Annotated in this window: 11 protein-coding genes; 5 read left to right on the forward strand and 6 right to left on the reverse strand. The window is 45.3% G+C overall.

All coding sequences use genetic code 11. The features are described 5' to 3' along the window. Window positions 1–93: 93 nt before the first annotated feature. Complete coding sequence (locus MKX75_RS19300; RefSeq protein WP_062835314.1) at window positions 94–828, reverse strand: YitT family protein; 735 nt, start codon at window positions 826–828, stop codon at window positions 94–96. Window positions 829–1777: 949 nt separating this feature from the next. Between MKX75_RS19300 and MKX75_RS19305 the strand changes: the two genes are divergently transcribed. The 4 genes from MKX75_RS19305 to cysK all read left to right on the forward strand — a co-directional run bounded on the left by MKX75_RS19305 (window position 1778) and on the right by cysK (window position 5053). Then, window positions 1778–2815, forward strand: coding sequence for a nucleotide-binding protein (locus tag MKX75_RS19305; RefSeq protein WP_339166439.1), 1038 nt, complete (start codon window positions 1778–1780; stop codon window positions 2813–2815). Continuing rightward, window positions 2812–3045, forward strand: a complete 234-nt coding sequence (locus tag MKX75_RS19310; RefSeq protein ID WP_017687536.1) for a hypothetical protein — start codon at window positions 2812–2814, stop codon at window positions 3043–3045. Before MKX75_RS19305 ends, MKX75_RS19310 begins: the two co-directional genes overlap by 4 nt. Window positions 3046–3514: 469 nt before the next feature. Further along, on the forward strand, window positions 3515–3898 hold the full coding sequence (locus MKX75_RS19315) for a hypothetical protein (RefSeq protein WP_062835316.1): 384 nt from the start codon (window positions 3515–3517) through the stop codon (window positions 3896–3898). Window positions 3899–4111: 213 nt separating this feature from the next. Then, window positions 4112–5053: a cysteine synthase A gene (gene cysK / locus MKX75_RS19320; protein ID WP_339166440.1), complete on the forward strand. Its 942-nt coding sequence runs from the start codon at window positions 4112–4114 to the stop codon at window positions 5051–5053. 507 nt (window positions 5054–5560) lie between these two features. On the opposite strand, the gene MKX75_RS19325 is transcribed toward cysK, so the two are convergent. Then, on the reverse strand, window positions 5561–7525 hold the full coding sequence (locus MKX75_RS19325; RefSeq protein WP_235599443.1) for an ATP-dependent DNA helicase: 1965 nt from the start codon (window positions 7523–7525) through the stop codon (window positions 5561–5563). Window positions 7526–8258: 733 nt separating this feature from the next. On the opposite strand from MKX75_RS19325, the gene MKX75_RS19330 reads away from it, so the two are divergent. Then, entirely contained in the window at window positions 8259–9620 is a 1362-nt protein-coding gene (locus MKX75_RS19330) for a right-handed parallel beta-helix repeat-containing protein (protein WP_339166444.1), read from the forward strand. A gap of 171 nt (window positions 9621–9791) precedes the next feature. On the opposite strand, the gene MKX75_RS19335 is transcribed toward MKX75_RS19330, so the two are convergent. The 4 genes from MKX75_RS19335 to MKX75_RS19350 form a co-directional block, all read right to left on the reverse strand. Further along, window positions 9792–10073: a DUF6809 family protein gene (locus MKX75_RS19335; RefSeq protein WP_339166445.1), complete on the reverse strand. Its 282-nt coding sequence runs from the start codon at window positions 10071–10073 to the stop codon at window positions 9792–9794. Between the two features lie 233 nt (window positions 10074–10306). After that, window positions 10307–11059: a peroxide stress protein YaaA gene (gene yaaA / locus MKX75_RS19340; RefSeq protein WP_339166447.1), complete on the reverse strand. Its 753-nt coding sequence runs from the start codon at window positions 11057–11059 to the stop codon at window positions 10307–10309. Between the two features lie 214 nt (window positions 11060–11273). After that, window positions 11274–12152, reverse strand: a complete 879-nt coding sequence (locus MKX75_RS19345; RefSeq protein WP_339166449.1) for an SPFH domain-containing protein — start codon at window positions 12150–12152, stop codon at window positions 11274–11276. Between the two features lie 782 nt (window positions 12153–12934). Beyond that, window positions 12935–13297, reverse strand: a complete 363-nt coding sequence (locus MKX75_RS19350; RefSeq protein WP_076333298.1) for a hypothetical protein — start codon at window positions 13295–13297, stop codon at window positions 12935–12937. Window positions 13298–13324 lie beyond the last annotated feature (27 nt).

Raw genomic sequence — 13324 nt, forward strand, 5'->3', positions numbered from 1 at the left:
CCCTTTTGCTGCTGAAGAGCAGTCAAAAGGGATTTTATATGAACGTTAACCATCTAAACCCGATACAGGTTATGGTTGTTCTGAAACGTATGGTTAATGGGATACCCCTCTAGCCACCGTAGTTCGCTGTGAAACAGCAGCAGCGTTAACTGCCTTGGCTGCAGCCGATGGCATCGGCAATTTCACAGCTGAAGTCGTAACCACGGTTCCGCGAGCCGGAACACTAACGACGTACGTAATGACTTTGCTGGCGATCCATACGGCCAGAATCGTATATAAAGTTTCTTTTACCGGAAGAAAGAAAAGCGACAATCCCAATACAAAAGCATCACTGACAAAGAAAACTGTTCCCAGCTTCCATCCCTTCCAGCGGCTAACCAGCACAGCGAGAATATCGTCTCCGCCTGTCGCTCCACCGAATCGAAGCACGATCCCCGCGCCTACCCCTGTCAATACACCGGATAGAACTGCCGGAATCCACAGATTTCCGTTAAACGACATCACCAGTGTGGAGTATCGTTCAAAGCCGTCATAGAATAGGGAAAATGCACCGACGCCAAGCAATGCCTGAATCATGAATTTCCAGCCTTTAAGGAACCAAGCCAGAATCATGACCGGAATGTCCAGTAACAACATACCGATGGCAGGTGATAAGCCTGTTGCGTATTTTCCGAGCAGGGCCAGACCGACAAATCCGCCCTCCGATAAATGATTCTGAAAGTTAATGTGATAGTAAGCAAAAGCTAAAATAAATGTACCGAGTAGCATAATGGCGAATTTGATCGCCTCTGTTTTAACGTGTTGTAAGGTTAACGATGTTCTCTTCATTCAGGTTCCCTCGCAGTTTGTAGGTTGGTTTTTTAGACCGACCGTACCCTGCAAAAGGTAAGCCTGGAAGAAATCATCGTGTACGTCCTTCGAATATTCATTCCAATCCCCTCTTTCGCAGAGTCAGCCGTTTTTTTGAAACCGGTTGGTGTACTCTACAAGGGGCGCTATGTGTATGAGAGATCGTAACGTTTCCAGATCGTCCTTGGGGAGATTGTCCTTCGGGAACTCATGGTATCCTGATCCTTTCTGTTCTGTTGTGGTTAGCTGTGCTTAGTTAAACTGAAAAATAACTACAATGCATAAGCTTGAACATTTAATTGTACACTTACCACTTCAACTGCAATACCCTCTTCTGATCGCTGCCATCCCCGGATTTCTGGAATTCCATTTTCCCTCTGGGGAAAATCCGGCGATAGCTTATGCTTCCGAAGCTTTCTTTCAGAAAGCTTTCAGGCGAACACTTCGCTTCTAAAGATGGGTTCTGCACTCTTCGTTCCTGTGTAAATTGTAAATCCAACTTACAGCAGTTGCAAGTTCATTCAGTTTAATCACCAAAGCTAACTTGCTTGTTCTTCTATTATATAACACCAACGTGACCGGGTCTAAACAGCAGACCCCTCAAAAACAGGCATAAAGAAGCCTCTGGACTGCTCCAGCAGTCATACGGCAACACCAGGATAAGCAATGCTTGCTAATGGTGCAACCTGCTCCTTTATTCTATGACCAAAGCTTCCAAAAATAACTGTCATTCACCCAACTGTGACAAATCGGGGCCTTTTTTTATTTTCTTGCGCTTTTTAAAGGAATCATTTTCCCTTCGCACATACACTATAGCAAACGTAATCGGCTTTATTCTTTGTCCAGCTCAGACGTTTCCAGACTTACTCTGCTTTTTATGGTATAATATAACAATTGAATCCCACTACCGTTTAAGCGAGGCGGATTGATGAAAACGTTAAAGCCAAGAGTCTTTATTGGCTGCTCGCTGGAAGCGAAGCCGATTGCAGCCGCAGTACACGAAAACTTACGTTTTTCAGCCGAAGTTACCCCTTGGTACTCCGGAGTTTTTAATCCAAGCAGCTATACGATGGACGACCTGGAAACAGAAGTTCGTACGACAGACTTCGCCATTTTTATTTTTCATCCGGATGATATATCTAAAATTCGCGGGAAGTACTACGCGTCGGTCCGGGATAATACAATGCTTGAAATGGGTCTGTTTATGGGCCGTCTGGGACGAAAGCGTATTTTTTTCATTCTTCCTGAAGATATTACGGACATCAAGGACACGACCAAGGTCGAAGGATTGCGTATGCCTACAGATCTGCTGGGATTAAATCCACTCGTGTATGAAATCCGTTCTGACGGAAAGTGGGCACCAGCCGTGTCCGTGGCATGTTCCAAAATCGCAGACAGTATTGAGGAACAGGGACGCTGGAGTGATCCAGAATTGGAGAACATCATCGAGAAGCATAAACGTACTGAAGGAGAAGCAAGGTTACAACTGCTCAAGTTGCTGCGGTTCTTTAGGGAATTGCTGCGTACCCGCAAAGCAGATGCCAAGATGCTGGAGCGAATGAGCGATGCCCTGCGTACCGCCTTTGTCTCTCATCCTCCATTCGCCGTACGTGGCACAGCCATATACCGTACAGATGACAGTCGTTATATTGAGCAATTATGTGGTAATGTTGGAGAACCGGGAAGAAAGTATGACTTGTCCGCTAACGACGACAAACCACCGGATGATCCCAAGCGTATCCTGGTGATTGATTCTTACCGGGAGAACAAGATCAAGATCAATCTCTATGATGATTACCTTGAGAAAGAGTATCTGCTATGCTATCCTGTAGCCAAGAGGTATGTAATCACCGTTCACATTATTGGACATATTGAAGCGGATGAGGCGGTATTTCAGCAGATTGACCTGCAGAATCGTCAACTGTTCAACGCCATCAACGATTTGTTAGGAGGCGAACCGGAATGAAACCGGAAACGAAAAAAATAAGCAAGCGCTGGGGCAGCGAAAAAAAGGTACGCCTCAGTTCTGCGCCCGAATCATCACGACCGGTTCCGGAACCCAAGGAAGAAGATCGTTTCCACAAGCCGGCCGTACCGCTAACGACCATTGGGCCCTCCCTGAAGGGCAAGGAAAGACCTTATAAGGTCATCCTTGAAAAAGAGGCGTTCTACGAAAAGCCTCAATATCTTGCTTAATTTCTGAACACATCATCAAGCCTGCCGCTGAATCGGCAGTATTCCATAGGCCCCGCCGCCCAAGGCAGGGGCTTTTTTGTTGCTCATTTTCGCTAAAATACAACTGCTTCTACTCGTTGACTCGTCGTCATCGTGTTGCGGGAAGTCATCCTGATTCGTTATTGTAATTCATAGCTCTATTTCATTGCTTTTAATTAATTCTGTAGCAGACTGGATTGTTGCATAAGACTCATTTGCTTTATGGCCTTAGGTTTCCTGCAAAACCCATAAATTATACCTAATTTTGGAGTGGGCTTGTCCTTAAATCCCTAGCTTCATTCACTATCTGTACCTTTAGGAAAATGCGGTAATGTGTGCTTCCAATATTTCTCGGTTGTATTGTGTATCTCCATTACATATATTGATTATAATATAGGAACACATGTTCTGTAAATATAAAATTCCAATTAAAGGTTAAGGAAGTGAACATATGACATCCTCAACTTCCGCCCCATCCCCTGCGGATGAAGACCATCGTCTGATTAAAGGTCTGGTTGTGCGCACGCTTTTGCTCGATGTACTTGAACGAGATATTCGCACACTGGATACGCTGCTACTGAAGATGCCTGAAGTCTACATTCTGTCGCTGACCCGCATTCAGAACAATGTGCTCAAGGAGATGCTGGGTCTTCGCAAACAGATGAGAACTCGCGGTGTCAAAGTACTGGAAGAGAAACGGGAAGCCGAGGGTATCGAAACACTGTATATGTGCAGGGGTTATTGGCAACGGTTCTATATGCTGTGGACATTTGCACGCAATGAGGTCAAAAAAGAGCTGAGTCGCCATCTGCAGATGGATCTGACGCAAACGTGATGAACATGATTTAGCTTGCGTCTTGATCCTGCCGCGAAAAACCGTTCATACTTTCTCCATACAAAAGGGTTGAACGGGTTGACCATGGCATGCTGTGTTCATTAAGATGGAGAAGACATACCCAACCATTCCAATCCGGGAAAAGGATATGTTCTCAATGTCTTATCAATCAAGGAGCTGTACTTTATGGAACCCCATTCGAATTCTTTATCGATGTCACAAAATAATACAAAGCAACATCCTCTTGTAGCAGCAGATGTAACCGAACTGATCGGCCAGACACCTGCAGTTAAACTGAACCGACTCACAGGCAGCGACTCCGCTGACGTATACGTGAAACTGGAATACTTCAACCCGAGTGGCAGCGTCAAAGACCGTGCCGCCTATAACCTGATCGTTCAGGCTGAACGTGCGGGACACTTGCTCCCTGGTGCTACCATTATCGAACCAACCAGCGGCAATACGGGCATAGGTCTTGCGATGAATGCCGCCGCCAAAGGATATAAAGCCATTCTGATTATGCCGGACAACATGTCTAAGGAACGCATCAACATTCTGAAAGCCTATGGCGCAGATGTGGTGCTCACGCCTGCTGCGGAGCGGATGCCTGGTGCGATTCGCAAAGCGAAAGAACTTCATGCAGACATTCCGGGCAGCTTCATTCCCCAGCAATTCGAGAATCAGGCGAACCCGGACATTCACCGGATTACGACAGCTCCCGAGATTATGCAGCAGATGGAAGGCAGGCTGGACGCCTTCATCGCTACGGCGGGAACTGGCGGAACCATTACCGGGACGGGAGAAGAACTGCGCAAGCAGTTACCCGATATCCGTATCTATGCGGTGGAGCCCAAAGGGTCTCCGGTGTTGTCCGGTGGCGAGCCTGGACCACACAAGCTCGTCGGTACAAGTCCGGGGTTCATTCCGGACATCCTGAATACCGACGTGTGGGATGCCATCATCCAGGTGTCCGATGAGGACGCACTGGATACGATGCGGCAGCTTGCTGCCCGGGAAGGGCTGTTGCTCGGCCCTTCCTCTGGCGCTTCGGTGTGGGCCTCTCTTCGCATCGCGAAGGAACTGGGACCGGGACACCGGGTGCTCTGCATTGCGCCGGATACCGGGGAACGGTATCTGAGCATGGGTATTTTTTAACACAGCTAGAATCTATACACATCAAAAAGGGGCTTCCATGTCCCATAAGTCATACGGATGACAGATGCCCTTCTTTAATAGCGCTCATTTCATTTAGTGTTCATTTAGCGTTCATTGGTTCTAATGAACCTGGCATACGCTATTATCACCTATTTGCGCAGGTCTGACGTGTAACGAATCACAGCGACGTTATTTCTCCAAATTCGGTCGATTTACAGGCTTAAAAGCTATTTTCGACGGGATAGCGTTACTGAGATTCGTTAGAATTCACATCGCTTAATTATCACTTTAATAAGGTGCGCTAGGTTCGTTAGAATGTTGAAACGATTGGTAACGAGAAGCGAGGGAAAATCCCTCGAAAAAAAGGGAAAAGAAGTACATTCAAGGAACCATTAAAATAAAAAAAAGCCCTTGCTCACTTACGGATGGTGAATCCGCAGAGAACAAGAACTTATTTTGGCAAGAAACCTTATCTACAACAAAGCAAGAACATGTAACGTAAGCTGGTTAGTGTGTCAGGGTTGTCCATTCCACACCTTCAGGAAGCAGGGCCGCAATGCGGTCTTTGGCTTCCTTTTTGGTATACAGCGATTCATCGAGAATGACCGCGGAACCGGAATCCGTGCTTGTCCGAATCAGACGTCCGAGACCTTGCTTCACACGCAAGAGCATATACGGAAGATCAATCTCTTCGTATGGTGCTGCCGACGCACTGCGTTTTGCATTGAAGACAGGGTCCTGTGGTGGATATGGAAGCGACCAGATCATAACATTGGATAATGATGGACCTGGAACGTCCAGTCCTTCCCACAGATTAACGGAGCATAGCACACTCTCCTCATCCTGCTGGAACGCCGCGATCAGATCACTGATCTCCCGGTCACCCTCATACATAAAGCGCAATCCTTCTGCTTCAGGTACATGAACGATGTCCTGCTTGAACGCACGCAATTCCTCCATTGTACGGAATAGAATCAGTGCACGTCCTCCACTCTCCTGGAGCATGGACACGGCGTCTTGCAAGCGATTTTCGTTCTCCGGGTGACCTGGAACAGCTTCATCTGTAATTTTCATCTGCATTTTGTCCGCATAATCATATGGGGAAGCAACCGAGAACGATACAAAGTCTTCAATTCCCAGGCTGTCCGCCACATAACGGAATGAACTATCCACAGATAATGTTGCCGAAGAGAACACGATTGGAATACCTGTATTGAACACACGTTCGTTCAGAATTTCCTTCACCGTACGCGGCATAATCGATAATGTCGTCTCGTCTTCGCTTTCTTCCGCCCAACAGATGTACCCATCTTCCTTACGGAACAAAGCAAGTGCGGTCTGAATCATGTCCAGATGTTCTTCCACGACACGCATCTGATAACCATCCAGCGAGAACAATCCGCTCTCAAATACCAGTTCCTCACCGATCGCATCCAGCACACTCGTCAGACGTTCAATCTCACGCAGCAGCGGCGGCTCTACCCGAACTTCCTTCCGTTCCGATCCCGGAATCGCCACCGTATACGTATCCAGCAATGCAAACAGTCGCTCACTGCTCTCAATCGCTTCATCCACACGCTCCGCGAGGGATTCACGAATCTCGCCTTCCAATAGACGGGTTACGAGTTCCTCGAAGATGCGGTGTTTCAGTTTGTAGCTTAATGCGTTCAGGGCTGCTTCTTCCAGCAAATGTCCTTCATCAAATACAACCGAGCTGTGATCAGGCAGCAGTGGTAATTGTCCCTCACGTTTGCGCGCATCATAGGTCCACACATGCTCCATGTAGTAATCATGGGAACAGATGATGATGTCTTTGGAACGACGGTAATGGTCACGCGACAGCGTCAGGCCGCAGCGTTGTCTTTTTGGACAAACAAAACAATCCTGGAACGGGTCCCAGTTGATTTTGTTCCACTGGCGATCGTTCAGATGCGGATATTGTTTGCGGTCACCATACGGATGGAAAGCCTGAAGTGTACCCGGCGTGTTCACAAAATCGGGAAGGCTCTCATGCACTTCTTCAATAACAGGCGCATCCTCATCCGCAAATCGCACCGCACTTAATTTGTTCAGACAGACGTATTGGTCCGGTGACTTGCCCAGACGTGCGTCCACTTCCAAGTCCAAATGTGCAGCCAGCTTCGCAATATCTCCGCCGGGCTTCACGAGCTGTTCAATCAAGGACTCATCGGCACAAGCAATCACTGCCGGTTTGCCCGTATAACGTGCATAACAGACCGCGTAGAGCAGATAGACTAACGTCTTGCCTGTTCCTACACCGGCCTCCGCCATAATGGTCTTTTTATCTCCATAGGCCCGTTCGAGCTGGTACGCCATAAAAATCTGTTCATCCCGTACCTCGAAGCCGGACTCTGGCAAAATATCGTAAAAAACATCGGCAACCCATTCTCCCAGACGGGATACAAAAGGTTCAGCCGGATCATATGCAAAAGGATAACGTTGTGTAGACAATCCTAGGTCAGCCTCCATTCTTAGACGCGGTCCTCTTTCATTTTCCGTTCAAAAAAGGCCGCAGGGCAAAAGTTAATTATCTCACGTCATGAGGTAGGTGACAAGCTTTTTTTACTGCGCTATATCCCTAGAACCTGCATGAAGGCAAAAATATATCAAATCTATCATTAGGTAAGAAGGCGAACCATGTATCACCATTCTGCACAACCTGAGCATTCCCCAGACGCGGCACCGCAGAAGCGTAAGAACGGAACGGATTGGCAAGACTCACCCCATCACAGACAAGCAATGAACGAGGTATCTAAAAAGTGGTGGAGTACGATTTACTACGTTTCCTAAACAGCCTTGGCTAGGAAGTGGCTTGATGCATCTGCTACCGTAGCTTTTCATGTATACATGGACACTTTGCTCCATTTATATATCAGCGTCTCCCTTTCCATTGGATTATTGCGAAGTTTATTTCGGTGGATCAAGGGTATGTCTCATGCCTTTTTGTTGGAAAAGAAGGCCTCTCTACGTTCAATTCGGAGGATTGGTCGTTAAATAAGGGCTATCAACTGATGACAAGATTATGCGCCACCTGTGGATCAGACTGCGTTTGAAGGTGCAATGCCTGATGTACCGGCCCTGAAGCTCATGTGATTAAATGATTATTGATGAGAACGCTTACAACATTTACCATGAACCTGTGCCACACGAATTCTATATCCCATTTGACCAAGGAGGTCTTGTAATGAAATTATTCCCATCCACATCTACTCATGCATCTGTACGATCCGAACGTTCACTGAAATCGAAAATGGCCCAGATCTGTCTGAGCGCCGCGTTCCCTCTATTATTGATTGGTGGTGGGTCGGTTGGAGCTGAGGAACTGATTGAGAGCAGCCTGCAAAATCCCTCTGAATCAGTGGCGACTTCGAATATCACACTTGCTGCCGGTGATCTGTATGTATCTCCTGGCGGCTCTGCCAGCAATCCTGGAACCATCAACAGTCCAACGTCACTGGCTAACGCCTTGACCCAGATCGCACCGGGTAAAACAATCTATCTACGCGGCGGAACCTACAGTTTCTCCCAGACCATTACCATTGAACGAGGCAACAGCGGCACATCCGGACAACGTAAAAACCTGGTGGCCTATGGATCGGAAAAACCGGTCTTTGATTTCTCAGCACAATCCTTCGCTTCTACCAATCGTGGACTGCAAATGTTTGGAGACTACTGGCTCATCAAAGGACTTGAGGTGAAGGGTGCAGGCGATAACGGCATCTTCATCGGGGGCAGCTACAACCGCCTGGAGCAGATCGAAGCTCATCACAACCGGGATACGGGTATTCAAATGGGACGTTATGCTTCTACAGCCGCCAAGAGTGAATGGCCTGCATATAATGAAGTGATTCGTTCCTACTCTCACAACAACTATGACCCGGATGACGGCGAGGATGCCGACGGTTTTGCAGCCAAACTGACCGTAGGCCCGGGCAATGTCTTCGACGGTTGTATTGCGGCCTATAACGTGGACGATGGCTGGGATCTCTATAGCAAAACGGATACAGGCGCCATCGGCGCGGTTACTATCCGCAACAGCATCGCCTATGCGAATGGTGCAACATCAGACGGCACCTCTACCTCCAACAGTGATGGTAACGGCTTCAAGCTCGGCGGCGAGAAAATCGCCGTGAATCACATCGTTGAGAACAGCATTGCTTTTAATAATAAAAAGCACGGCTTCACCTACAACAGCAATCCCGGTTCAATACAGATGAAAAATAACACCTCTTGGAACAATGGGCAAAGCAACTTTGCCTTTGATCTAGGTACCCACAACTTCACCAATAACCTGTCCTTCCAAGGCGGAGCCAGTGATAAAACGAGCGGAACCGACGTCAGCAGCACCAACGTCTGGTGGAAGAACAAAAAAAGCGAGAACGCCAAAGGCCTGCTCGCCAGTGCAGCCGACTTTGTCTCCCTAGTGCCTTCGGTAACGCGTAGCGCGGATGGCACGCCTGTGCTAGGTAATTTCCTGAAGCTTGCGGGTGGCAGTGATCTGGTTGGGTCAGGTACGCCATCGGGTACGAATATTGGGGCGCGGTAGGTGATGTGTAGTTTGGAGTTTGAGTAAGACATGTGTGTTAAGTGCACATATGGAGTGAAAGAACCGAATTAAACATGAATTCCCCTTCCCATGCCAGCCGGATTGCTGGAGTTGGAGAAGAGGTTTTTAAGTTGATGTGCATATCCAGCTGACTTATGGATTGATGGATACTCAGGATTTGCCTAAAACCTCAATGATGAGTTTACCGCCTGTACGAAAACCTTGCTCAAACGCTGCTTCCACATACATAGATGTGGATTGTCCGATCAGGTCTACCAGTTGTTCCAAAGCATCATATTCGCTCTCGTTAAGCTGTGTTTGGTAGCCTTGCATAAGGTCCGATATCTGGCGATTGATCTCCTGATATTCGGCATGCTCAGGGTGAATCGATTCGTCCAACCGCAGGTTCCCGTGAAACAAATCCTCGATCAGGTTTGACATGTTATCCTTCATGGTAAGGTCACCTCAGGAAGATTGTACATCAAGGGATGAGATGAAATGCGGATTTAGCGGGAAATCCGCTAGTATTGTTTTTTCGTGTTTAGTGAGATTGAGTCGAAGTTAATATTAAATCATACTCAAACAAAAACGTTAACCTATCTTTTCCCTGAGGCTATTTCCAGTAAAAGTCCGACTTAGCCTACAGAAAAACCATCTTATAACTCTCAATCATGGTCAAAATATCCCTATTTCTCCTCTGAATATATAAATACATAATTACTCTCATCCGACTTCTCTTCTAAAAAAACAAAACCTAACCGATCAAAGCTTCTAATATCCTTCACATCTGTAATCTTACGTTCTGCCATATACCGTACCATCTCACCTCTAGCCATTTTGGCCCGAGTTGCCTTTTCAACAAGCTTCCCATCAACCATTTGTCCAAATACACAAGTGATAAAGCGGGTCTCCTCGCTCAGAAAAGGAGTGATGTTTTTTCTATACTCTTTGGAAGCTAGATTCAGAATGCAGTTGCTTTCTGATTGAAGCTGATCTGCGAGTTTGCTGCCCCAGAATTGATAGAGCGTTTTGAAGCCTGGACCTTGCAGCTTGCCCTGCATCTCCAACCGATAAGGGGTAACCCCATCCAAAGGCCGCAACATGCCATAAAAACCGGATAATATACGTAAATGTTGCTGAAGATACGCTAATTCCTCATTTTGAAAAACACCCGGAGCCATATATTGATACTGAATGCCCTCATAGGCATAGATGGCTGGTGTCAGATTTGCTTTTATATTCATATTCTGAATCCGCTCCACGTTCTGTTGGGCGATTGCATCGTTACACTTCCACATCGCTTTGAGTTCGTCATAGGATAACTTTTGAAGCAGACTCAATAGCTGTTCTGACTCGTTTATAAACTGCGGCATCTGCGCGATAGCCATAAGATCGGTATCAATCTTCATCTTTTTAGCTGGTGATATGATAATTCTCATCGTGCTGATCCATCCTTAATCTACCGTTGTTTTTGTCGTTATCCATTGTACAGGATTGGACAGGCGAATCCAATGCCAAGGCTTAACTAAATCCCTCATGGTACCTTTGAAAAGACTCAAAATGAACAAGTCAGCCCACGATTGGACCGGCTTGTTCATTAGAATTCAACACATTAAATTGGTGAGAAAGAAAGGCGTGCAACTCAAACCGCTATTAGGGAGATACGCTCCCCGCGCCGCTATTTTGCTCTGTTTTTGTAGTCGGCAATTGAATCATTGGCGTATTTGACCCACTTACATATGGAAGTGCTCCATCCCATTTCTTGATGGTTTCATATTCAACGAGTTGACTCGATAATGATTGTTGAAGCTCTTTATTTGCTTTAGCTTGACCTTCTGCTTCGATCAATAGTTTGTCTGCATTACCTTGCGCTTCCACGCGCTTGCGCTCTGCTTCTTTTTTGGCGATCTCAAGTTCAGTCGTTTTACGTTCCAGTTCTTGAGAAGCTTCAACACGCTTATCGATTGCTTCCTGAGTCTTGGCGTCAGGTTGAGGAACACCTACAGTAACGTTGGATACAATAAAGCCTAACTCTTTAACGTCATCAGAAAAACGTTGTTGCACGTCTACTCCTGCTTCGGATGACTTTTCACCATAAACATCAATGACTGTAAACTTGGAAATACCTTTACGGGCTGCGTCACGGAAACGTGTTTTGAGATATGTATCCTCAATTTCTTGAATGCTAATTGGCCCAAATGTATTGAAGATAGAAGATACTTTACTTGGTTCTACTTGGTAGTTGTATGCAAAATCGATTGTGATGTTTTTCCCGTCAGAAGTAGCAATCTGAATATCTCTGTATTCCACCGTTTGAATTCGGATCGGATATTTCGTCACTTTATCAAACGCTCCAACGAGTTTCCACCCTTGACTCAGTGTACTATCTTTTACGCCTCCATTTGGTGAATAGACAACCCCAACATATCCGTTAGGAATTCGAGTGACAAAGAAGGTCACCAGTAGCACTCCCACAATAATAACCAATGCCACCGTGATTGCTCCTACCCTAAACGTCTTTGAATTTTTCATCAACATTCTCCTCTTGTTTGAATTTATTGTATTTCTTCAGAATTCTACTACCTATTTTATTGAATAGCGGGATCATTAATGCCCATAGAATAAATGCTAGGATAAAGATTAAAATGACTCCCCCAATAAATGGCATATTCGTCCTCCCCTCTACGGATGTAACCGAGTACAAATTTATAAATAGCAACTAATTATATCCTCCTTTATATATACTTTGTAAATTCGTATTCGGTTTCAAGGATATCCATCTACTTTGTGAAAGCTCAAAATTCTACATTGAAGAGATACAAATATTGAACCTCCTCAAAGATCTTAGTTATTGCTGTTGACTGAGGAATTATTGTTACTTCTGTATTAATTCTATACTCTGCATATAATGCACTATTTGTTCGGACACATAATGCTTTTGAGTTCATCATAGGTAACTTTTTAAGCAGGCACATTAGCCTTCTGAACTCTTTATGGATTGCGGGATCTATACAACAGCCATATGATCATAGGACTCTAAGAGAACAGGCCAGCTCGCATTGAGCTGGCCTAGATAAAATAACAGTTCGAATTAAATCATAAAAATATCAATCAATTTATAAAAGCTGGATCAGACAATTACTGCACTAATTTCTCAGCTATACCTACAGATATATTACTGCATGCATCCAATTCCCTAAAATACATTAAAAACATACACTTTAACAATTTATCGTGTAAAACTATGAGTCTCTCATTCAGTCCTTCTTAGACAAATTAAGAATAATTTCTGTAATAATCATAAAATTTCAAAATCATTTCTTAGTAACAATCACTTTTTCTGTATTCCCATCCCATTCAATCTGAACAATAAATTCCTCCTCATCCAAAAATGGAGATAATCCTTCAGCTTTCCCTCTAATTACTGTATTAAAAGGAACCTCTCCTTTGGCATGAATATTTTCACTCATAAATTTATAATTAACTTTTTCAATTGAGGCAGCATTATCTCCTAAGTACTTAATTTCGTAATCATAACTTGCTGTAGAATTATTACTTTGTACTGTCGATGAAACACTCCAATTTTCACTCTTCCCTGTGTAAGAAGACACATTATTTGAGCAAGCCGATAAAGTTAACAGTACAAGAAGAAACAAGATACACATTATTTTTCTCACAATAAATTCCCCTTTATAGTTGAAATT

Origin of the sequence: Paenibacillus sp. FSL R5-0341 (genome assembly GCF_037975235.1) — a bacterium.
In the GTDB taxonomy this organism is placed as follows: domain Bacteria; phylum Bacillota; class Bacilli; order Paenibacillales; family Paenibacillaceae; genus Paenibacillus; species Paenibacillus amylolyticus_A.

Excerpts from the sequence above, each read along its gene's own strand:
- MKX75_RS19300 (WP_062835314.1), bottom strand. The coding sequence starts at position 828 with ATGAAGAGAACATCGTTAACCTTACAACACGTTAAAACAGAGGCGATC.
- MKX75_RS19305 (WP_339166439.1), top strand. The coding sequence starts at position 1,778 with ATGAAAACGTTAAAGCCAAGAGTCTTTATTGGCTGCTCGCTGGAAGCG.
- MKX75_RS19310 (WP_017687536.1), top strand. The coding sequence starts at position 2,812 with ATGAAACCGGAAACGAAAAAAATAAGCAAGCGCTGGGGCAGCGAAAAA.
- MKX75_RS19315 (WP_062835316.1), top strand. The coding sequence starts at position 3,515 with ATGACATCCTCAACTTCCGCCCCATCCCCTGCGGATGAAGACCATCGT.
- cysK (WP_339166440.1), top strand. The coding sequence starts at position 4,112 with ATGTCACAAAATAATACAAAGCAACATCCTCTTGTAGCAGCAGATGTA.
- MKX75_RS19330 (WP_339166444.1), top strand. The coding sequence starts at position 8,259 with ATGAAATTATTCCCATCCACATCTACTCATGCATCTGTACGATCCGAA.
- MKX75_RS19335 (WP_339166445.1), bottom strand. The coding sequence starts at position 10,073 with ATGAAGGATAACATGTCAAACCTGATCGAGGATTTGTTTCACGGGAAC.
- yaaA (WP_339166447.1), bottom strand. The coding sequence starts at position 11,059 with ATGAGAATTATCATATCACCAGCTAAAAAGATGAAGATTGATACCGAT.
- MKX75_RS19345 (WP_339166449.1), bottom strand. The coding sequence starts at position 12,152 with ATGAAAAATTCAAAGACGTTTAGGGTAGGAGCAATCACGGTGGCATTG.